Genomic DNA, 18,888 nt, shown 5'->3' with positions numbered 1-18,888 from the left:
GCCCTATAGCGCGTGGCGCGCGTCATGCAATCTGGACCTGCAATCTGAGGCGCGGGGGTTGACCCCCTGTTTCGCGCCGTTAGGACATTGGCCCATGAGCGATGACCTGCCCGACAGCCTGATTCCCTATGACGAAATCGTGCAGGAAGCCCTGCGCGCCGTCGTCGGCCGCGTGCTGGGAGAGGTGCAGGCCAGCGGCGGCCTGCCCGGCAGCCACCATTTCTACATCACCTTCAAGACCCAAGCCCCCGGCGTCGATATCCCCAAGCGACTGATCGAGCGCTTCCCGGACGAAATGACTATCGTCCTCCAGAATAAATATTGGGACCTGAAAGTCAGCGACCATCATTTCGAAGTCAGCCTGACCTTCAACCAGGTCGCCGCCCACCTCAACATCCCCTTCGCCGCCATCACCGCCTTCGTGGACCCCGCCGTCAACTTCGCGCTGCAATTCCAGGTCGCGGGCGACGCCCTGCCCGAACCCCATGATGAGGCCGAAAATGACGGCCCGCAGGTCGTGGCAGAAGATGGCTCCAACGTGGTAACGGTGGACTTCGGCAAGAAGAAGTAGGCGCGAGCGGCGGTTAGGCCGCGCCTATTCGCACGACCGTCCCCCCCCTTTCGTCATCCCGGACTTGATCCGGGATCCAGAGCGGCGCTTACGACCCTGGATCCTGACGTTTTGTCAGGATGATGGCTTGTCATTTGGCGGGTGACGACCTCCCGGCCGTTCGCAATGCCGTGAACATTCTCAGTTGCAGACACTCGTTAAGCGAGGCAGCATCCCAACATGAAAAGGATTGGGTCGGTCGCAGTGCTATTTCTCTTGCTGATAGGCTGTGGAGATCAAAAGGCTTTGCAGGGGGGCAAGAACGAAACAGCGGAGATCATCTCGGCGGTTCTCGCCAAACAGCCCGACCTTGTCGCACAGCGGAAAGCGTTTCTTATGGAGCATCCGCAGGAAAGAAGTTCCCTAGAGGGAATGATTGACAGCCGCCTATGTGTTGCACCGGAAACGGCTGGGTTGGATGATGAGTTTGACAAAGCGCTTGTTGGCAGGCGTGGTGCCACACCAGAAGGACTTAGCGTATTTAGCCATCGCTGGGTCGCGTCAGATCGACGTTTCGCGATCAACGATATAGTCAAACTTCCTAAACATTTGCGTTGGAAGAGTGCATTCTCGTTCTGTCCTAACGGCACACTTTATCTTGGTAACCCAGCAATCAGGGCGGGCCGCGCCCATATACTCATCGAGAATAAATGCTCAGGCCATTGCAGTTGGGGCGGACGAGCTATTTTGCAGCGCAACAAGGGTCGGTGGCGTGTCGAGGAAGAAATAGTCTGGTGGCAAGCGTAAGCTATCCATCGTCGAAAACCGACAGTCGCCTTCCCACCCAACTCAGCCAGAAACTATCCCGGCCAAACATCATCCTGCCAGTCACGCGACGTATGGATGACGCGCAAAATCGTCACCACCCCATCATCCTCGCTCAGCATATAGGCAATGACATAGGGCAGGCGCGCGACGGATTTCTCGTAAGTGCCTGCGACGCGCCCCATATGGCCAGTCGCAAATGCGCTCAGGCCGTCGCCGACCTCTCGAATCCGCTTGGCAACTATGCGCGCGGCGGCGGGATTGTCCCTCGCAATGTGGACGGCCTGCTATTCAAGATCGGCCAGCGCGTCATTCGACCAGAATACACGCTTCATGCGGGATCAGGACTGGCCGCCGCGATCGCAGCGTCAATCCGCGCCATCGCCTCGTCATGCGGGGTGACCCGACCGGCCTTCATGTCGGCCAGACCGCGCTGGATGCCCTCGATGATCTGCAATTCCCGGTTCACATAGGCTTCGACAGCTTCCGCTGCGAGATAGGAGCGGGTGCGGCGCGTATCCTGCGCCAACCGGCCGAGCTTTTCCTTGAGCGCGGGGGTCACCCGGATCGTCATCGTCGTGCTGGCGCTCATGGACCGTCATTTCGTAACCTGTACACCTTGTAACACAGGCGCACACCTCGCCGCCATCCTGCAATTCCCACTGTCCTACATCGCTGCCCAGCGCTAACTCTCCATATGCGACATGGGCGAACTTAACGAAGTTTCACACTCTATCCCCTCCAACCAACCCGCCCCTGTCACCGCTCTACCTGTAACCCCTTGGATTTCCTTCCCCTCACCTTAAATCAGCATCAGATTTGCGAATGACTCTTAACTGAAAGGCGTCTCCAATGCCCGCAACCCGCACCGAAAGTGACAGTATCGGCGCCATAGAGGTGCCAGCAGACGCCTATTGGGGCGCGCAGACGCAGCGGAGCATCGAGAATTTCCCGTTCGACCCGGTCGAGCGGATGCCGATCGGCATCGTCCATGCGCTGGCCATCGTGAAGCAGGCCGCCGCGCGGGTGAACCGCGATCACGGGCTGGACGCAACCCAGGCCGACGCGATCGAAACCGCAGCCGCCGCCGTGGCTGCGGGAAGCCATGACGACCAGTTCCCCCTCGTCATCTGGCAGACGGGCAGCGGCACCCAGACCAATATGAACGTCAATGAAGTGATCGCCAGCATCGCCAATGAAGCGCTCACCGGCACGCGCGGCGGCAAGCATCCGGTGCATCCCAATGACGGTGTGAATTTGGGCCAATCGTCCAACGACAGCTTCCCCACCGCGCTCCATATCGCGGCGGCTCTGGCGGTTACCAAAGCCCTGTTTCCCGCGCTCGACCGGCTCCATGCCGCGCTCGATGCCAAGGCGAAGGCGTGGAACCATATCGTCAAGATTGGCCGCACCCATTTGCAGGATGCGACCCCGCTGACGCTGGGGCAGGAATTTTCCGGCTATGCCCATCAGGTCTATCGCAGCCGCAAGCGGATCGAGCCTGCCGTCGTGCACGGCATGATGGCGATGGCGCAGGGTGGCACGGCGGTCGGCACGGGTCTCAATGCGCCCAAAGGCTTCGACGTCGCGATCGCGGCGGAAATCGCCACCATCACTGGCCTGCCGTTCCGCACCGCCGACAACAAGTTCGAGGCGCTGGCGTCCAACGATCCGCTGGTCCATCTCTCCTCCACCCTCGCCACGCTGGCCGTCGCGCTCACCAAGATCGCCAATGACATCCGCCTGCTCGGCTCCGGCCCGCGCTCCGGCCTCGGTGAGCTGGACCTGCCCGCCAACGAACCGGGCAGCTCGATCATGCCGGGCAAGGTCAACCCGACCCAGTGCGAAATGCTGACCATGGTCGCGGCGCAGGTCATCGGCAATCATCAGGCGGTGACCGTCGGCGGGATGCAGGGCCATCTGGAACTTAATGTGTTCAAGCCGATGATCGGCGCGGCGGTGCTGCGCTCGATCCATCTGCTGAGCGTCGGCATGGACAGTTTTGCCGGACGCTGTGTCGAGGGGCTGGAGGCCAATGAGCCGCGTATTACCGAACTTGTCGATCGCTCGCTGATGCTGGTCACCGCACTGGCCCCGGCGATCGGCTATGACAATGCCGCCGCCATCGCCAAGCACGCACACAAGACCGGCCAGACGCTGAAAGCCGCGGGCCTCGAACTGGGGCTGGTGGATGCGGCGACCTTCGACGCGCTGGTGCGGCCGGAAAATATGACATGATCCACATCAGCATGGCGGAACCGCGCGCCGTTCGATACATTAACCCAGTATGAAAAAGCCCTTCGCCCCCAAAGCCCCGCTCGTCACCGTCACCGCGCCCAAAAAGGCCAGCCTGTTGCGCAAGGCAGCGCGCGTTGGTGCGACCGTCGTGGCCGCCCGCGTCGCGGCGGACACGGGCAAGAAGGGCGTCGTCGGCCTGATCGCAGGCATGGGCGTCAAGCGCCTGATCATGCGTTTCCCCGCTGGCGCGCTCTTCGTGACGGGCGCCTATATGGCGGGCAAAATGTATGAGGCCAAGCGCGAGGTCGACCGCAAGCGCGCGATCAAGGCCTTGCCTGATTTGAGCAAGGAACCTGTCCCGATCGACGCCGCGCGCAAGGCCCGCAAACTCTAAAGCGCGGCCTGCCAGTCGCGAATGGCGTCCACAGGAAAGGTCAGCATCAGCACATTGAGCGTCAGATTGTCCCTGATGACCGCCAGCGCCAGCAACTCGAACCCGACGGCGACCGCCACTGACAGCCAGACCGGCGCGCGCGACGCGAACAGGAAGCCCAGCGCCATCATGCCAATATCGCTCATCGAATTAAGGACCGAGTCGCCACTATAGCCCAGCGCGATCGTCGCGGTTCGATAGCGATCAATGATGATCGGTGAATTCTCCGATATCTCCCAAGCCGATTCCACCGCCACAGCCAGCGCCAGCCGCACCCCGACCGGACGGCGTCGCAGCAGCCACAGGGTAGCGGGGTAAAAGAGCAGCCCATGGATGACATGGCTCAGACTATACCAGTCCGCGACATGCTGGCTGTTGCCGCTGTCGAGCGCCCCATGCCACAGCTCGACCCGGCCACAGGTGCAGATGGGCGGTCGGTCTATCAGCAGCAGGACGATGCAGGTCAGCAGCGCGATCAGCCCCGCGGCGATCAGACCCCGGCGATGGACCATCTGCCTGTGCCGCATCCCCACATTTCCCCCTCTTGCAAAAGCCCGCTTCAAGCGGCACTAGCGGCCATGGCCGACACTATCCCGATCGAGACGCCCGACTTCAAGCGACGCGGCGTCCTCTTCGTTCTCTCCTCGCCGTCTGGCGCAGGAAAGTCCACCATCGCGCGCAAGCTGCTCGCGGCCGAGCCGGATATGTCCATGTCAGTGTCGGCGACCACCCGACCGATGCGGCCGGGCGAAGTCGACGGCAAGGATTATCATTTCGTCGATCTGCCGGAATTTCGCCGCATGACCGCCGACCAGGAATTTCTGGAATGGGCTCATGTATTCGGCCAGCGCTACGGCACCCCGCGCGCACCGGTGGAAGCGATGCTCAAGAGCGGGCAGGACGTCTTGTTCGATATCGACTGGCAGGGCGCGCAGCAATTGCACCAGATTGCCGGGGGCGATGTGGTGCGGGTGTTCATCCTGCCGCCGTCGATGGAAGAACTGGAACGCCGCCTGCGTGGTCGCGCGACCGATAGCGACGAAGTCATTGATGGCCGCATGGCCCGGGCCGCTGGCGAGATCGCGCATTGGGACGGCTATGATTATGTGCTGTGCAATGTCGATGCCGACGATTGTTTCAGCCGGGTGCAGACCATCCTTCACGCCGAACGGATGAAACGCAGCCGCCAGACTGGTCTTATCGGTTTCATCCGCAAACTGGGTCGCTATCACCAGGAAGATTGAGGGCGATCAGTCGCCAAAGCCTGCCGGATCGGCCCAGTCGGGATGGACCCAGGCCATCGCCTTGAACAGGCTGCCCATGGCGTGGGCATCGGTCAGCCGGGCGCGGGTAGCCTCCACTTCGGCGGCGCGGGCCGGGCTGGTGCGGGCCAGCTGATCGGCGCGGGCGTCGATGCCCAGTTCGCGCAGATACGCCCCCTGATCGACCGGCCCCGACACACGCAGCCCCGCCTGTCGCGCCATATTGCCGATCATGGTGAAATCGACATGAGTAGTCAGATCGACTTCGCCCGGATCGGCAAAGGGGTCTGCAAAGGTATGGGCCTTGACCGCTTGCAGCGTGTCGCCCAGCAGCGGCCCGGCATAGCCATAGTCGATTATGATCGCCGCGCCGCCCTGTTTGGCGATCCGCTGCGCCAGTGCATAGGCGATGCCCGCACCCACGATCGGCGTCTCGATGATCGCCCCGTCCTGCGCTTGCGTGGCGATGGGCGGCAGGCCCGATTCGATGCGGCGATAGCCGGGAACGGCCATGAAGCGCCCTTCCTGTTCCCGCCGGATGACGACCCGTTCACGCCATTCCTCGCCAACGCGGATGCACTGGCGCACCGGCAGCGCGTCGAAAAATTCATTGGCGACGATCAGCAACGGTCCTTCATCGGGCAGGCTGTCGATATTGTCATGATGGGTGACATGAGGGAGCAGCGCACGCTGCCGTTCGCGCAGCGTGGGGCTGGTCTCGACAAAATGCACGCGCGGCGCGAGCGCGGCGCTTTCCATCGCGCGCAGCGCGTCAGCCGCCAGCGTCCCGCGTCCCGGCCCCAGTTCCGCATAAAGCGGCCCCCGCCTCCGGCCCGACCGCATCCAAATGTCCGCCAGGCACAGCCCCACCAGTTCGCCGAACATCTGGCTGATTTCCGGCGCGGTGGTAAAGTCGCCACCCGCGCCCAGCGGGTCGCGGGTGGCGTAATAATGCTGGTTTGCCTCAGCCATATAATGGGCAACCGAGATCGGCCCACCCGCCGCGATCTGGCGCGAGAGCCGTTCGGCGAGGCTCAGCGGTTCAGCTGACACTCGCGCTTCCGGCGATCGGTTCCACCCGCACGCGACGCCCCTTCGACGTTGCGATCAGGTAGAGGCCGCCCAGGATCATCGGCACGCACAGCCATTGGCCCATATGCAGGCCGGTGCGGGCGGCGAACTCCATCAGTTGCGCGTCCGCCTCTCGCACATATTCTACGCCGAAGCGAAACACGCCATAGCCCAGCAGGAAGAGACCCACGAGCATACCCGGCTGATAACGGGCGCGGGTGCGCCAGAAGGCGAAGGCCAGGATGGCGAACAGAAAGATCCCTTCCAGCGCGGCTTCATAGAGTTGGCTGGGATGCCGCGCGAACGGGCCACCGGTCGGGAAGATGATGCCCCACGGCACATCGGTTTCCTTGCCCCACAATTCGCCATTCACGAAATTGGCGAGGCGACCGAAGAACAGGCCGAAGGGGACGGTGCAGGCGACATAATCATGGATGCGCAGCCAGCTGAGCTTCTCCTTGCGCGCCATATAGAGGATGCCGAGCGACACGCCCGCTGCGCCGCCATGGAAGGACATGCCGCCATTCCACAGCTTGAAGATATCTAGCGGACTGTTCAATATTTCGGGCTGGTAGAAGATGACATAGGCCAGCCGCCCGCCGATGATGATGCCGAGCGTCGCATAGAAGATCATGTCGTCGGCATGGCGGCGACCCATCGGTGATCCGGGTTGGGCGATCAGCTTGAGCAGATACCAGTAGCCGATCAATATGCCGGCCAGATAGGCGAGGCTGTACCATTTCAGCGTGAAGAAGCCGAGGTCGAGCGCCACCGGGCCGACGCCCAGATCGTCAAAACGGATCGCACCCGAAGCGGCAGCGGCAAGGTCCAGGATCAAATCGGCTTCCTCTTGGCAATAGGAGTGTGGCCATAGAACAGGCGGGCGAGAAGATGAAGGGGAGGGGCCAGGAAAAAGGTCGCTCCGCAGCGCGGCTCCCGATTTGGATCGTCGGTCGGGGCGCGCGCCTTGCGCATTGGCGCTTATCTGCTTAAGCAGGTTCCCAAGTTCCGGTCCCGCTTTGGGGCTGGCGATATGTGAAGCGAGTTACGGCATGGTGCAGCAGAGCCGCCCATCGCCGCAGAGTTCCGGCCCGGCCGGCCGTTATGCGGGCAAGCGCGCCCCTTCCGGTCCGGGCGATGGGAGCAAGGCTGCGGCCATTCCTCCCCCGTCGACGCAGCGGGGCATTGCGCCTTATGGCGCGCGCGAACGGCGATCCTATGCCGCGATCGACCTTGGCACCAATAATTGTCGCCTGCTGATCGCCAAGCCGTCGGCTGACGGCTTCATAGTGGTCGATGCCTTTTCGCGGATCGTACGGCTGGGCGAGGGGCTGGCATCGACCGGCCGGATCAGTGATGCGGCGATCGACCGGGCGATCGCGGCTCTGTCCGTCTGCGCCGACAAGCTGCGCCGCCGCCATGTCACGCTGGCGCGGTCGGTCGCGACCGAAGCCTGTCGTCGCGCCACCAACGGCGCGGAATTCATCCAGCGCGTCTATCGCGAAACCGGCATCGCGCTCGACATTATCAGTGCGGAGGAAGAAGCGCGGCTGGCGGTGCTGGGTTGTCACGCTTTGCTGGAACCGGGCAACGGACCGGCTTTGATCTTCGATATTGGTGGTGGATCGACCGAACTGGTACTGGTCGATTCAAAGGGGTCATCGGGCGCTCCGCGCATCGTCGACTGGGTGAGCGCGCCCTGGGGCGTCGTGTCGCTGACCGAGAGCGAGGCATTCGAGCATGACGATGCCGATGCGCGACTGGCCGCCTATGACCGGATGCGCGCACGGGTCAGCGAAGCCTTCTCGCCACTCGCCCGCCGCCTGCCGCAGGGCGCGCAGGATATACGACTGCTGGGTACGTCGGGCACGGTGACGACGCTCGCCAGCCTGCACCTCAACCTGCCACGGTATGACCGGCAGGCGATTGACGGGCTGATCGTGCCATGCGCATCCATGCGGTCCATTTCGGAGCGGCTGTCGGCCATGGCGCTGGGCGAACGGCAGAAACTGCCCTGCATCGGCACGGAACGGGCTGACTTGGTGGTGGCGGGCTGCGCGATACTGGAATCGATCCTCGACATCTGGCCGGCGGAGCGACTGGGTGTTGCGGACCGCGGCATTCGCGAGGGCATATTGCGTGGTCTGATGGACCGCGACGGGAGAATGATGTGAGAGGCGCCATATGAGAGGATCTGGTGCTGGCAGGGTGCGGGTCAAGAGCGCGAAGGGCCGCACGGCGCAGTCGGTACGCTGGCTCGAACGCCATCTGAACGACCCCTATGTCCATAAGGCCAAGGCCGAAGGCTGGCGCAGCCGCGCCGCATTCAAGCTGATCGAGCTGGACGAGAAATTCCATTTCGTGAAGGGGTCGCGCGCGGTTGTCGATCTGGGTGTCGCGCCGGGTGGCTGGTCGCAGGTGGTGCGCAAGCTGGCACCCAAAGCGGCAGTGGTCGGCATCGATCTGTTGCCGGTCGATCCGATCGGCGGCGTTACCCTGTTCGAAATGGACTTCATGGATGACAAGGCACCGCAGCTGCTGCGCGATGCGCTGGGCGACGCGCCGGATCTGGTGATTTCCGACATGGCGGCCAACACGGTCGGCCATGCCCAGACCGACCATCTGCGTACCATGGGTCTGGTCGAAGCGGCGGCCTGGTTCGCCGTCGAAAATCTGCGCAAGGGCGGCACCTTCGTTGCCAAGGTTTTTGCGGGCGGGACCGACGGCGAATTACTGGTCCTGCTCAAAAAGAATTTCACGACGATCAAACATGCCAAACCTCCCGCCAGCCGCAAGGGCAGCGTGGAATGGTATGTTGTGGCGCAGGGGTTCAAGGGGCGACCCGATGAACCGACGCGGGACCGGACGGGCGCGCCGATCGACAAATAAAGCCGGATGGCTGACGCATAGCGGGAAGAAGCGGGGGTCACTTGGTCGCAACGGTATCGACGGTCGCTTATTTGGGTCTGGAGGCGCGAGGCGTCGAGGTGCAGTGCCAACTGGTCCCCGGCCTGCCCAATTTCATCGTCGTCGGCCTGCCGGACAAGGCGGTGGCCGAAAGCCGTGAGCGGGTGCGCAACGCGATCGCCGCCATCGGCCTGTCGCTGCCGCCCAAGCGTATCACGGTCAATTTATCGCCTGCTGATCTGCCCAAGGAAGGGTCGCATTATGACCTGCCGATCGCGCTCGCGTTGTTGGGCGCGATGGGGGTGATCGATGCCGAGACGCTGTCGGGCTATGTCGTCGTCGGCGAACTGGGGCTGGACGGGCGCACAGCGCCGTCGCCCGGCGTGTTGCTGGCCGCGCTTCACGCGAGCGAGCAGGATATGGGGCTGGTCTGCCCGGTCGCGCAGGGGGCCGAAGCCGCCTGGGCGGGGCAGGTGGAGGTGGTCGCCGCGCCCGATCTGCTCAGCCTCCTCAACCACTTCAAAGGGACGTCGGCTCTCTCGCCGCCGCAACCGGGCGCGGTTGAAGCGCCCGTGCGCACCGCCGACCTGAAACAGGTCAAGGGGCAGGAGACCGCCAAGCGCGCGATCGAGATTGCGGCGGCGGGCGGGCATAATCTGCTGATGGTCGGGCCGCCGGGTGCTGGCAAGTCACTGATGGCGAGTTGTGTTCCGGGCATATTGCCCGAACTGACGCCCGGCGAAGCGCTGGAAACATCGATGGTGGCGAGCGTCGCCGGGACGCTGGAGGGTGGATGCATCAGCCGCGCCCGGCCCTTCCGCAACCCCCATCACAGCGCGTCGATGGCGGCTTTGGTCGGCGGCGGGTTGCGGGTGCGGCCGGGCGAGGTCAGCATGGCGCATCTGGGCGTGCTTTTTCTAGACGAACTGCCGGAGTTTCAGCGTGCCGTGCTGGATTCGCTGCGCCAGCCGCTGGAGACGGGCGAGGTGACGGTCGCCCGCGCCAATGCTCATGTCACCTTCCCGGCGCGGGTGCAGTTGATTGCCGCGATGAATCCCTGCCGCTGCGGGCATCTGGGCGATCCGGCGCTGGCTTGCTCACGCGCGCCGCGCTGTGCGGCGGACTATCAGGCGAAGGTGTCCGGGCCGCTGCTCGACCGGATTGACCTGCATGTCGAGGTGCAGGCGGTGACCGCCGCCGATCTGGTGCTGCCACCGCCCGCCGAAGGATCATCCGAGGTTGCCGCTCGCGTCGCGGCGGCCCGCGCGGTCCAGACGGCGCGCTATGCCGACAGCAAAGTGCGCACCAATGCTGAAGTCGATGGCGAAGCGCTGGAGGACGTCGCCGGACCCGACGAGGCGGGCCGACAATTGCTGGCGCAGGCCGCCGCCGCAATGAAGCTGTCAGCGCGCGGCTATACCCGCGTGCTGCGGGTCGCCCGGACGATTGCCGATCTGGCCGGGGCGGAGAAGGTCGGGCGCGTCCATATCGCCGAAGCGCTCAGCTATCGCCGTCGCGCGCCAGTGAATTGAGGCCAGGATGCTGGCCGCGCTCAAAGCCTGGGCAAAGCGGCTGAAACGCGAGGTCGTGGCGCTTTGGATCGCGGCGCGCAGTGCCGACACACCATGGTTCGCGCGTCTGATCGCGCTGCTGGTGGCCGCTTATGCGCTCAGTCCGATCGATCTGATTCCCGATTTCATACCGGTGCTGGGTCTGCTCGATGATCTGCTGATCGTGCCGCTGGGCATTATGCTGGCGGTGCGGTCCATCCCGCCTTTGCTGATGGCGCGCTATCGGGCAGAGGCGGCGGAGAGCGCGGAGCGGCCATCCAGCCGTGCCGGGGTCATTATCGTGCTGGTGCTGTGGGCGGTCGGACTGGGTGCCTGCCTTTATTGGCTGACAGGCTGACCGGTCAGGGAATCGGCTGAATGCTGATCAGCGTGAACAGACCGATGGCGATGCCGCCGATCGCGAAACCGATCAGGAAACGGCGTATGTCTGGCCAATAATCGGGCGTGTCCATGCTGTCGTCTCCCCATATCGGTGACGGGGGACGGGTATCGTGGCTGCGCGGCCGCATCCAGTGACAAATGTGGTTAGGAGAGGCGGCCGGTCAGGCCGCGCCGTCACCAGCGATCAGCTTGAGTTCCGGGGCCGCGCCATGGTCCTTATGCGCGAAATGCCCTTCGATGCGGCTGCCCGGTTCGATCGTGATCCGTTCATAGCGCACGTCGCCGGTAATCCGCGCGGTGCTTTCGACCACCAGTTCCTGCGCGGTGATCGACCCGTCGACCAGTCCCGCAAGGCGCGCGCTCTGCGCGGTGACATGGCCGACGATCCGGCTGTCTGGTCCCTGCACGAGCGCGGCGCAGCTGATGTCGCCCTCAACCGCGCCATCGACATGCAGGTCGACCGATGCGGTCAGGTTGCCGCTGATCGTTACGTCGCTGCCGATCAGCGAGAAGGGGGTATTTTTAGCCCCGGTTGCCGACATCGGCGAAACGCGCTTTGGCGATTTGCTGGACTTGGAGAACATCTTGGCGGGCCTCCAGAAAACGGCGCGGGTTGATGGCCTGGCCGTTCAGCCGGACCTCGAAATGCAGATGGGTGCCGGTCGAACGGCCGGTCGATCCCATGCGACCGATGGTATCGCCCCGCGCGACCGTCTGGCCGACGCGGCTGGCAAAACCGGAGAGGTGTGCGTAGCGGGTCATCAGACCATTGCCATGTTCCACCTCGACGACATTGCCATAGCCCTGGCGCTGGCCGACAAAGCTGATCTTGCCACCGGCGGCGGCGTTGATCGGCTGCCCAAAGCGGCCGGGAAAGTCGATTCCGGCATGGAAGGCGGCATGGCCGTTAAAGGGATCGCGGCGATAGCCATAGGAACTGGTTTGCATCGGCGCCGTGGTCGGCTGGCCTGAGGGAATCGCGAGCAGGCTGCGTTCCAGCAATTCCATCCGGTTGAGCGCGCTTGCCAGCTCTTCAAGCTCACCGGTCATCGCGCCCTTGTCGCCCTTCCACGGGACGAAGGGACCACCCTGGGCGCGGGCGGCGCTGCGGGTCAGGCTGTCGGGGTTCAGGCCAAAGCTGCGGATCGCGGCAGCGGCCTTGTCGGCGCGCCGTTCGACCGCGCCAGTCAGCATCATCGCGAACTGGCGCTGCCGCTGGGCGAGGCGGACGAGCGGCGCGGCTTCGGGGGCCATGCTGATCTTGGCGGTCAGCTTGCCCTTCTCGCCATTCTTGGCCGGGCCGACCAGATCGGCCCCCGCCGCGTTGCCATCCTCTGCACCGAAATGCGTCTTGTACAGGTCGTCCATGAAATCCTGGCGCGCTTCCAGATCATGCGCCAGATCCTCGACCGATTTGCGATAGTCAGCGACTTTGTTCGCTGTGCTGGCGACGGCCTTGCCCTGCTGCGCAAGAAACGCGCGTTCCTGTGCGACCGAGGCATTGTTGGCCAGCATCGAGATGGTTGCGCCGCCCCAGCCAATCAGCGCGGTAGAGACGATGGCGATAGCGGTCAGTTGCGCCCGGCGGGAGACGCGCAGGAACTTCACCTGCCCCCCGGAGCGGAGGAAAATCTCCCGCTCAGGGCAAAGCGCGCTCAACCGCGCGCGGAGAGCGGATGCCCCCGTCTTGGCTTTTTGCGACAATTGCGACCCCACACTCTTATTCGAGTCGAGCCGTTAGCAAAGCATTGCCGAACAGGCGAATCCGTCGTTGCGGAGTCGTGACGAGTCGAAGCGTCAGCGCGGTGAAATGAACGGTTGCGTCATTTGTTCCAGCCAGATGGTAGTTTTTAACCGCACTGTTTCAATCTATTTTCGGGCAGGGCGGGCAAGTCCCTGTTTCGCCAGCAGCTCCGTTATGGCGGTGGATGGCATGGCCGCGCCGAAATGATAGCCTTGACCATAATGGCATCCGCCCGCGCGCAGATAGTCGACCTGGTGGCTGTTCTCCACCCCCTCCGCCACCGTGCGAATGCCAAGGCTATAGGCCAGGTTCAGCACCGTGCGCACGATCGCGGCGTCGTCCGGGTCGGTCTCCAGATCGCGCACGAAGCGCTGGTCGATCTTGATGATGTCGATCGGAAATTGCTTGAGGTGGGACAGGGAAGCGTAGCCAGTCCCGAAATCATCAAGGGCAATAGAGACTCCAGCCTCGCTCAGCCGGTTCAGCACCTGTCCGACATGGTCAGCATTGCGGCCCAGAAAGACCGATTCGGTAACTTCCAGCTCGACTATCGCCGGGGGCAGGCCGGCTTGCGCCAGTCGCTCCAGCAAATGATCGACGAAATTGTCATTATTCAGGTCCGCGCCTGACACGTTGAGGGCCACATGGCCGATCGACAGCCCGGCGTCGCGCCAGCGGACGCAGTCGGCAATGACACCCTCTATCATCCGGCCGGTGATGGCAGGCCCCAGTTCGGGATGTTCGAAGGCTGCGGCAATGTCGGCTGGCATGATGACCTTGCCATTATCGGTCGGGCAGCGGAACAAAGCCTCGAACCCAACAATCGCGCCGGTATCGAGCGCAATCTTGGGTTGATACCAGGGACAGGGGCGTTCCTGCGCCAGAATATGGCGGGCCCGATCAAGCATGGCAGCTTCCCGATCCCAGCTTTCCAGCAGGTCAGGCCCAAATATTATGGCACGGCCCCGGCCATTATTCTTGGCATGATAGAGGGCGATGTCGGCATGTTTGACGAGGGCCGTTACATCCTCGCCATGGTCGGGGAACAGCGTAACGCCGATGCTGACGCGGCATTCGATAGGGCGACCACGATAGTCGAGCGGGGCGTGCAGATGATCGGCAATGCGTGCCAGGATGGGCTGCAGCGCATCAGCGTCGGGCAGGCGGGTCAGCAGCACGGCAAATTCATCGCCGCCCATCCGCGCAACCAGATCGCCCGGTCGCAGGGCGTGACGTAACCGTCCGGCAACCGCGCACAACAGCGCGTCGCCTGCATCATGCCCGGCAGTATCGTTGACCCGCTTGAATTCGTCCAGGTCAATGAGCAGCACGGCCAGTTGTGCCCGGTCTTTCGATGCAGTTGTTGCTTGCGTGACGGCAGCCATGAAATGCGCGCGATTGGCAAGGCCCGTCAGCGCGTCCGTCATGGCCAGGCGTTCCAGATGCCGTTCGGTCTCCTTGCGTTCGGTAATGTCGACCACGCTGGTCATGAAGCAAGGTTCACTGTCGATCACGATCGGGCGGGCGGACAGGAGGGCATGGCGCAGGGCTCCGTCGGCGCGGCGCAGGCGACATTCGAAATTGTCGACCGCCTCGCCGCGCTGGAGCATCGCGAACAGTTCGTCGCGTACCGGCAGATCGACATATGTTTGTTCGACATTGTCGAGCCGGACGTCCTGCCCCACCGCATAGGCATTAATCGCTGCACGGTTGAGCCGCAGGACGCTGCCATCATAGCGGGTGACCAGCAATGGGAGCGGCACCGCCATGAACATATGTTCCAGCGTGTCGCGGCTGTTCGCCAATGCCGTCTGCGCTGCCTGCGCGAACTGCCCGGCGGTCCATTCCTGCCGCTGAAGCCGGTTGTTCCGGGCGATCGCGATCCACATGCCGCAATGGAGCATCAGCATGGCCAGGATCATGCCGGGCATGGTGGAGGAAAGCGGGGCGGGGGAAAGATAGCCGATCAGCAGGACGATGCAGCAGCCCAGCCCGCCGCCCACATTGCCGCGAAAACTGGTGGGAACGACCAGATAGAATACCAGCGGCAGCATGACGAGGACGAAGATGGCGATGTCACTGCGCGAACTGACGAGGAAGGCCACGCCGATGGCGGTCACCACCTGCCAGGCGAAGCAGATGCGCTCGACCGACGGAAAGCTGGTCATCCGGCGGCAGAGCGACAGGCAGATGATGGACCAGACAATCACCGTCAGCCGTGCCGGCACCGCCACCCAGAAATGCGACGTCCCGGCAAAGCGCCAGTCGCTCAACAGGAAGAGCGTGTTGAGAATCGCGGAGAGGATGAACAGGATGCGGGCATGGCGTCGCGATTCGGGCAGGCGTTCGGCCTGGAACGCCGCTTCTCGTTCGGCTAGGCGAAATTCGCCACTGATGGTCGAAAGCCCGTTCACGCCCTGTCCAGTTGACGCACCCCGTCGGTGCCAGGCGCAAAATAGGGCAGGCAGGGTTAGTAATTCCCTAACCAGCCTCCATCGGCCCCGCCCGGTCAGCGGCATGGCCAGCCTGTCGGCGATTGGCTTGACCCTTTGCCCCGGCATCGCTATAGGCCCGCCTGCCCAGCGGTCTGCCGCGTAGAGACTCGTCTCCTCGCATCATCCCACGCGGGCAATACAGAGCTGAACATTACCGGATGCTCTTGCGGCTCCAGGGGGGTATTGCACCCGCCGGGGCCTTTGCTGTTTGGAAGTCACATGCTTCCCTGCTGCAAGGAACGCGAGCGGCACTGCGGTAAAGTAACTGAAAAAGGTGAAGGGCTTCATGCCAACAATCAACCAGCTGGTCCGCAAGGGCCGCGAACCGCAGAAGGCCAAGTCGAAGGTCCCTGCCATGGATGCGAACCCGCAAAAGCGAGGCGTTTGCACCCGCGTCTATACCACGACCCCGAAAAAGCCGAACTCGGCGCTCCGCAAGGTGGCCAAGGTTCGCTTGGTCAACCAGCGCGAAGTCATCACCTATATTCCTGGTGAAGGCCACAACCTGCAGGAACATAGCGTCGTGCTGATCCGTGGCGGTCGTGTGCGAGATCTTCCGGGCGTGCGTTACCACGTTCTTCGCGGCGTTCTGGATACCCAGGGCGTCAAGGATCGCAAGCAGAGCCGTTCGAAATACGGCGCCAAGCGTCCTAAGTAAGGGGAGAACAAACTATGTCACGTCGTCGTCGCCCCGAAAAGCGCATCATCCTGCCCGATCCCAAATATGGCGATCAGGTTCTGTCGAAGTTCATGAACTCCATCATGCAGGACGGCAAGAAAGCCGTTGCTGAATCGATCGTTTATGGCGCCCTGGAAACCGTCGAGGCTCGCGCCAAGAAGGATCCGATCGGCATGTTCCATGACGCGCTCAACAACATCAAGCCGGGCATCGAAGTCCGCAGCCGCCGCGTTGGCGGTGCGACCTATCAGGTTCCCGTCGAAGTGCGTCCTGAGCGTTCGCAGGCTTTGGCCATCCGCTGGCTGATCACCGCTGCGCGCAACCGCAGCGAGACCACCATGGCCGCCCGCCTGTCGGGTGAGTTGATGGATGCAGCCAACAACCGTGGTAATGCGGTCAAGAAGCGCGAAGACACGCACCGCATGGCGGAAGCGAACCGCGCCTTCTCGCACTATCGCTGGTAAAAAGATTGGCGGGGCGGCGGTCGATCGACAGTTGCCCCGTTTATCGCTCTTAAAAATCCATCCGTTCGTCGTGGGCCTACCCATGGCGGACGGATTGGTTTAGGGGCCACGCAAGAACACGAATCCCCAACCGCCGGTGCGCCGGCAACGGAGAAGCATCATGGCCCGCAGCCATCCGCTCAAACTGTATCGCAATATCGGCATCATGGCCCATATCGACGCCGGCAAGACGACGACGACCGAGCGTATTCTTTATTATACCGGCAAGTCCTACAAGATCGGCGAAGTCCATGACGGCGCCGCCACGATGGACTGGATGGAGCAGGAGCAGGAGCGCGGGATCACGATCACCTCGGCTGCGACGACCTGTTTCTGGAACGGCCACCGCATCAACATTATCGACACCCCCGGCCACGTCGACTTCACGATTGAAGTCGAGCGTTCGCTGCGCGTGCTCGACGGTGCGGTTGCCTGCTTCGACGGCGTTGCCGGTGTTGAGCCGCAGTCCGAAACCGTGTGGCGTCAGGCGGACAAATATAAAGTCCCGCGCATGTGCTTCATCAACAAGCTCGATCGCACCGGTGCCGACTTCTATTATTGCGTGCAGTCGATCATCGATCGTCTGGGTGCGCGTCCCGCCGTGCTGTATCTCCCGATCGGCACGGAAAGCGATTTCAAGGGTCTGGTCGACCTGGTCGAAAACCGCGCGATCATCTGGAAGGACGAGTCGCTTGGTGCCGAATTCTTCTTCGAAGAAATCCCCGCCGACATGGCAGACAAGGCTGCGAAATATCGCAGCGACCTGATCGAACTGGCCGTCGAGCAGGACGATGCCGCGATGGAAGCCTATCTTGACGGCACCGAGCCTGACACGGCGACGCTCAAGGCGCTGATCCGCAAGGGCGCGCTCAACCAGTCGTTCGTCCCGGTGGTTTGCGGTTCGGCGTTCAAGAACAAGGGCGTTCAGCCCCTGCTCGACGCCGTCGTCGACTATATGCCCAGCCCGCTCGACATTGAGGACGTGCAGGGCGTCAAGATGGACAGCAACGAGCCGGACAGCCGTCCCGCGACCGACGACGCGCCGTTCAGCGCGCTGGCGTTCAAGGTGATGAACGATCCGTTCGTGGGCTCGCTCACCTTCATCCGCATCTATTCGGGTACGCTCGTCAAGGGAACCTACCTGAACTCGGTGAAGGACAAGAAGGAAAAGGTCGGGCGTATGCTCGAAATGCACGCCAACGAACGTAAGGACGTTGACGAGGCATTTGCCGGCGACATCATCGCGCTGGCCGGCATGAAGGAAACCACCACCGGCGACACGCTGTGCGCCGAGCGTCAGCCGATCGTGCTGGAGCGGATGGAATTCCCTGAGCCGGTTATCGAATTGTCGGTGGAACCCAAGACCAAGGCGGACCAGGAAAAGATGGGCATCGCGCTCAATCGCCTGTCGGCCGAAGATCCCAGCTTCCGCGTGTCGACCGATCACGAATCGGGCCAGACCATCATCAAGGGCATGGGCGAGCTTCACCTGGAAATCCTTGTCGATCGTATGCGTCGCGAGTTCAAGGTCGAGGCCAATGTCGGTGCGCCGCAGGTGGCCTATCGCGAATATCTCGCGAAGAAGGTCGACATCGACTATACCCACAAGAAGCAGTCGGGTGGTTCGGGTCAGTTCGGCCGCATCAAGGCGACCGTCATTCCTGGCGAGCGTGGTTCGGGCTATCAGTTCTTTGACGAGATCAAGGGCGGCAATATTCCCAAGGAATATATCCCCTCGGTCGAAAAGGGCTTCCGTGAGACGGCGCTGACCGGTCAGCTGATCGGCTTCCCGATCATCGACTTCGAAGTCCATCTGTATGACGGCGCCTATCATGACGTCGACTCGTCGGCTCTGGCGTTCGAAATCTGTGCCCGCGGCGCGATGCGCGAGGCGGCCCAGAAGTCGGGCATCAAGCTGCTCGAACCGATCATGAAGGTCGAAGTCGTGACCCCGGAAGACTATCTGGGTGACGTCATCGGCGACATGAACAGCCGTCGTGGCCAGATCCAGGGCACTGACAGCCGCGGCAACGCACAGACCGTCGATGCCATGGTCCCGCTGGCCAACATGTTCGGTTATGTGAATACGCTGCGTTCCTTCACCCAGGGTCGGGCCAGCTATTCCATGTCGTTCTCGCACTATGATGAAGTGCCGCAGAATGTCGCTGACGAGGTGAAGGCCAAGATGGCCTGAAAATCCTGATCCGCCCCGTGCGAACGGGGCGGTTA

20 protein-coding genes are annotated in these 18,888 nt (G+C 62.9%); 12 read left to right on the top strand and 8 right to left on the bottom strand.

Going from position 1 to position 18,888, the window contains the following annotated elements:
- The first annotated feature begins 94 nt into the window (after positions 1 to 94).
- Together KRZ98_RS11450 and KRZ98_RS11445 are read left to right on the top strand one after the other, a co-directional pair.
- Positions 95 to 571, top strand: a complete 477-nt coding sequence (locus tag KRZ98_RS11450; RefSeq protein WP_119745137.1) for an SspB family protein — start codon at positions 95 to 97, stop codon at positions 569 to 571.
- Between the two features lie 219 nt (positions 572 to 790).
- Positions 791 to 1,357 carry a hypothetical protein gene (locus KRZ98_RS11445; RefSeq protein WP_217673631.1) on the top strand — a complete coding sequence of 189 codons (567 nt, stop codon included), beginning with the start codon at positions 791 to 793 and terminating at the stop codon, positions 1,355 to 1,357.
- A 53-nt stretch (positions 1,358 to 1,410) separates the two neighbouring features.
- On the opposite strand, the gene KRZ98_RS24070 is transcribed toward KRZ98_RS11445, so the two are convergent.
- Positions 1,411 to 1,650 carry a type II toxin-antitoxin system RelE/ParE family toxin gene (locus tag KRZ98_RS24070; protein WP_368389810.1) on the bottom strand — a complete coding sequence of 80 codons (240 nt, stop codon included), beginning with the start codon at positions 1,648 to 1,650 and terminating at the stop codon, positions 1,411 to 1,413.
- Between the two features lie 56 nt (positions 1,651 to 1,706).
- Positions 1,707 to 1,967, bottom strand: a complete 261-nt coding sequence (locus KRZ98_RS11435; protein ID WP_217673630.1) for a CopG family ribbon-helix-helix protein — start codon at positions 1,965 to 1,967, stop codon at positions 1,707 to 1,709.
- A gap of 260 nt (positions 1,968 to 2,227) precedes the next feature.
- On the opposite strand from KRZ98_RS11435, the gene fumC reads away from it, so the two are divergent.
- On the top strand, positions 2,228 to 3,613 hold the full coding sequence (fumC, locus tag KRZ98_RS11430) for a class II fumarate hydratase (RefSeq protein WP_217673629.1): 1,386 nt from the start codon (positions 2,228 to 2,230) through the stop codon (positions 3,611 to 3,613).
- A gap of 49 nt (positions 3,614 to 3,662) precedes the next feature.
- A complete protein-coding gene (locus tag KRZ98_RS11425) occupies positions 3,663 to 4,007 on the top strand; it encodes a hypothetical protein (protein WP_217673628.1) in 345 nt (114 codons plus the stop codon).
- Here the strand turns inward: KRZ98_RS11425 and KRZ98_RS11420 are convergent.
- Positions 4,004 to 4,573, bottom strand: coding sequence for a DUF2585 domain-containing protein (locus tag KRZ98_RS11420; protein WP_254798243.1), 570 nt, complete (start codon positions 4,571 to 4,573; stop codon positions 4,004 to 4,006). The genes KRZ98_RS11425 and KRZ98_RS11420 overlap by 4 nt on opposite strands.
- 51 nt (positions 4,574 to 4,624) lie before the next feature.
- Between KRZ98_RS11420 and gmk the strand changes: the two genes are divergently transcribed.
- Complete coding sequence (gene gmk, locus KRZ98_RS11415) at positions 4,625 to 5,290, top strand: guanylate kinase (RefSeq protein WP_217673627.1); 666 nt, start codon at positions 4,625 to 4,627, stop codon at positions 5,288 to 5,290.
- Positions 5,291 to 5,296: 6 nt separating this feature from the next.
- Here the strand turns inward: gmk and KRZ98_RS11410 are convergent, their stop codons facing one another.
- Together KRZ98_RS11410 and lgt are read right to left on the bottom strand one after the other, a co-directional pair.
- On the bottom strand, positions 5,297 to 6,361 hold the full coding sequence (locus KRZ98_RS11410; RefSeq protein WP_217673626.1) for an SAM-dependent methyltransferase: 1,065 nt from the start codon (positions 6,359 to 6,361) through the stop codon (positions 5,297 to 5,299).
- Positions 6,351 to 7,217: a prolipoprotein diacylglyceryl transferase gene (lgt, locus tag KRZ98_RS11405; protein WP_217673625.1), complete on the bottom strand. Its 867-nt coding sequence runs from the start codon at positions 7,215 to 7,217 to the stop codon at positions 6,351 to 6,353. Before lgt ends, KRZ98_RS11410 begins: the two co-directional genes overlap by 11 nt.
- Before the next feature lie 214 nt (positions 7,218 to 7,431).
- Here lgt and KRZ98_RS11400 point away from each other — a divergent pair, with 214 nt between their 5' ends.
- The 4 genes from KRZ98_RS11400 to KRZ98_RS11385 are packed head-to-tail and all read left to right on the top strand — an operon-like array spanning position 7,432 to position 11,194.
- Complete coding sequence (locus KRZ98_RS11400; protein ID WP_217673624.1) at positions 7,432 to 8,553, top strand: Ppx/GppA phosphatase family protein; 1,122 nt, start codon at positions 7,432 to 7,434, stop codon at positions 8,551 to 8,553.
- 10 nt (positions 8,554 to 8,563) lie between these two features.
- The gene (locus tag KRZ98_RS11395) at positions 8,564 to 9,268 is read left to right on the top strand and encodes an RlmE family RNA methyltransferase (protein WP_217673623.1); all 705 of its coding nucleotides are present in this window, start codon (positions 8,564 to 8,566) and stop codon (positions 9,266 to 9,268) included.
- Between the two features lie 41 nt (positions 9,269 to 9,309).
- Positions 9,310 to 10,818, top strand: a complete 1,509-nt coding sequence (locus KRZ98_RS11390; protein ID WP_217673622.1) for a YifB family Mg chelatase-like AAA ATPase — start codon at positions 9,310 to 9,312, stop codon at positions 10,816 to 10,818.
- Between the two features lie 7 nt (positions 10,819 to 10,825).
- Positions 10,826 to 11,194, top strand: coding sequence for a YkvA family protein (locus tag KRZ98_RS11385; RefSeq protein WP_217673621.1), 369 nt, complete (start codon positions 10,826 to 10,828; stop codon positions 11,192 to 11,194).
- A gap of 205 nt (positions 11,195 to 11,399) precedes the next feature.
- On the opposite strand, the gene KRZ98_RS11380 is transcribed toward KRZ98_RS11385, so the two are convergent.
- From KRZ98_RS11380 to KRZ98_RS11370, 3 genes are all read right to left on the bottom strand, one after another.
- The gene (locus tag KRZ98_RS11380) at positions 11,400 to 11,780 is read right to left on the bottom strand and encodes a polymer-forming cytoskeletal protein (protein WP_217673620.1); all 381 of its coding nucleotides are present in this window, start codon (positions 11,778 to 11,780) and stop codon (positions 11,400 to 11,402) included.
- The gene (locus KRZ98_RS11375; RefSeq protein WP_254798242.1) at positions 11,761 to 12,897 is read right to left on the bottom strand and encodes a M23 family metallopeptidase; all 1,137 of its coding nucleotides are present in this window, start codon (positions 12,895 to 12,897) and stop codon (positions 11,761 to 11,763) included. The genes KRZ98_RS11380 and KRZ98_RS11375 overlap by 20 nt, the downstream gene beginning before the upstream one ends.
- A gap of 210 nt (positions 12,898 to 13,107) precedes the next feature.
- Complete coding sequence (locus KRZ98_RS11370) at positions 13,108 to 15,396, bottom strand: EAL domain-containing protein (RefSeq protein ID WP_217673618.1); 2,289 nt, start codon at positions 15,394 to 15,396, stop codon at positions 13,108 to 13,110.
- A gap of 367 nt (positions 15,397 to 15,763) precedes the next feature.
- Between KRZ98_RS11370 and rpsL the strand changes: the two genes are divergently transcribed.
- The 3 genes from rpsL (at position 15,764) to fusA (ending at position 18,853) form a co-directional block, all read left to right on the top strand.
- Positions 15,764 to 16,135, top strand: coding sequence for a 30S ribosomal protein S12 (gene rpsL / locus KRZ98_RS11365; RefSeq protein WP_026002556.1), 372 nt, complete (start codon positions 15,764 to 15,766; stop codon positions 16,133 to 16,135).
- 14 nt (positions 16,136 to 16,149) lie between these two features.
- The gene (gene rpsG, locus KRZ98_RS11360; RefSeq protein WP_066606496.1) at positions 16,150 to 16,620 is read left to right on the top strand and encodes a 30S ribosomal protein S7; all 471 of its coding nucleotides are present in this window, start codon (positions 16,150 to 16,152) and stop codon (positions 16,618 to 16,620) included.
- 160 nt (positions 16,621 to 16,780) lie between these two features.
- Positions 16,781 to 18,853: an elongation factor G gene (gene fusA / locus KRZ98_RS11355; protein ID WP_217673617.1), complete on the top strand. Its 2,073-nt coding sequence runs from the start codon at positions 16,781 to 16,783 to the stop codon at positions 18,851 to 18,853.
- Positions 18,854 to 18,888: the final 35 nt, after the last annotated feature.

Source organism: Sphingobium sp. AS12, assembly GCF_019097845.1.
Lineage (GTDB): Bacteria > Pseudomonadota > Alphaproteobacteria > Sphingomonadales > Sphingomonadaceae > Sphingobium.
Note: the sequence above shows the minus strand (reverse complement) of the source record. Positions and strands in the feature narration are given on the sequence as shown.

Bases quoted from the DNA above. Each gene is read 5' to 3' on its own strand.
- KRZ98_RS11450 (WP_119745137.1), top strand. From the start codon at position 95: ATGAGCGATGACCTGCCCGACAGCCTGATTCCCTATGACGAAATCGTG.
- KRZ98_RS11445 (WP_217673631.1), top strand. From the start codon at position 791: ATGAAAAGGATTGGGTCGGTCGCAGTGCTATTTCTCTTGCTGATAGGC.
- KRZ98_RS11435 (WP_217673630.1), bottom strand. From the start codon at position 1,967: ATGAGCGCCAGCACGACGATGACGATCCGGGTGACCCCCGCGCTCAAG.
- fumC (WP_217673629.1), top strand. From the start codon at position 2,228: ATGCCCGCAACCCGCACCGAAAGTGACAGTATCGGCGCCATAGAGGTG.
- KRZ98_RS11425 (WP_217673628.1), top strand. From the start codon at position 3,663: ATGAAAAAGCCCTTCGCCCCCAAAGCCCCGCTCGTCACCGTCACCGCG.
- KRZ98_RS11420 (WP_254798243.1), bottom strand. From the start codon at position 4,573: ATGCGGCACAGGCAGATGGTCCATCGCCGGGGTCTGATCGCCGCGGGG.
- gmk (WP_217673627.1), top strand. From the start codon at position 4,625: ATGGCCGACACTATCCCGATCGAGACGCCCGACTTCAAGCGACGCGGC.
- KRZ98_RS11400 (WP_217673624.1), top strand. From the start codon at position 7,432: ATGGTGCAGCAGAGCCGCCCATCGCCGCAGAGTTCCGGCCCGGCCGGC.
- KRZ98_RS11395 (WP_217673623.1), top strand. From the start codon at position 8,564: ATGAGAGGATCTGGTGCTGGCAGGGTGCGGGTCAAGAGCGCGAAGGGC.
- KRZ98_RS11385 (WP_217673621.1), top strand. From the start codon at position 10,826: ATGCTGGCCGCGCTCAAAGCCTGGGCAAAGCGGCTGAAACGCGAGGTC.
- KRZ98_RS11380 (WP_217673620.1), bottom strand. From the start codon at position 11,780: ATGTCGGCAACCGGGGCTAAAAATACCCCCTTCTCGCTGATCGGCAGC.
- rpsL (WP_026002556.1), top strand. From the start codon at position 15,764: ATGCCAACAATCAACCAGCTGGTCCGCAAGGGCCGCGAACCGCAGAAG.
- rpsG (WP_066606496.1), top strand. From the start codon at position 16,150: ATGTCACGTCGTCGTCGCCCCGAAAAGCGCATCATCCTGCCCGATCCC.
- fusA (WP_217673617.1), top strand. From the start codon at position 16,781: ATGGCCCGCAGCCATCCGCTCAAACTGTATCGCAATATCGGCATCATG.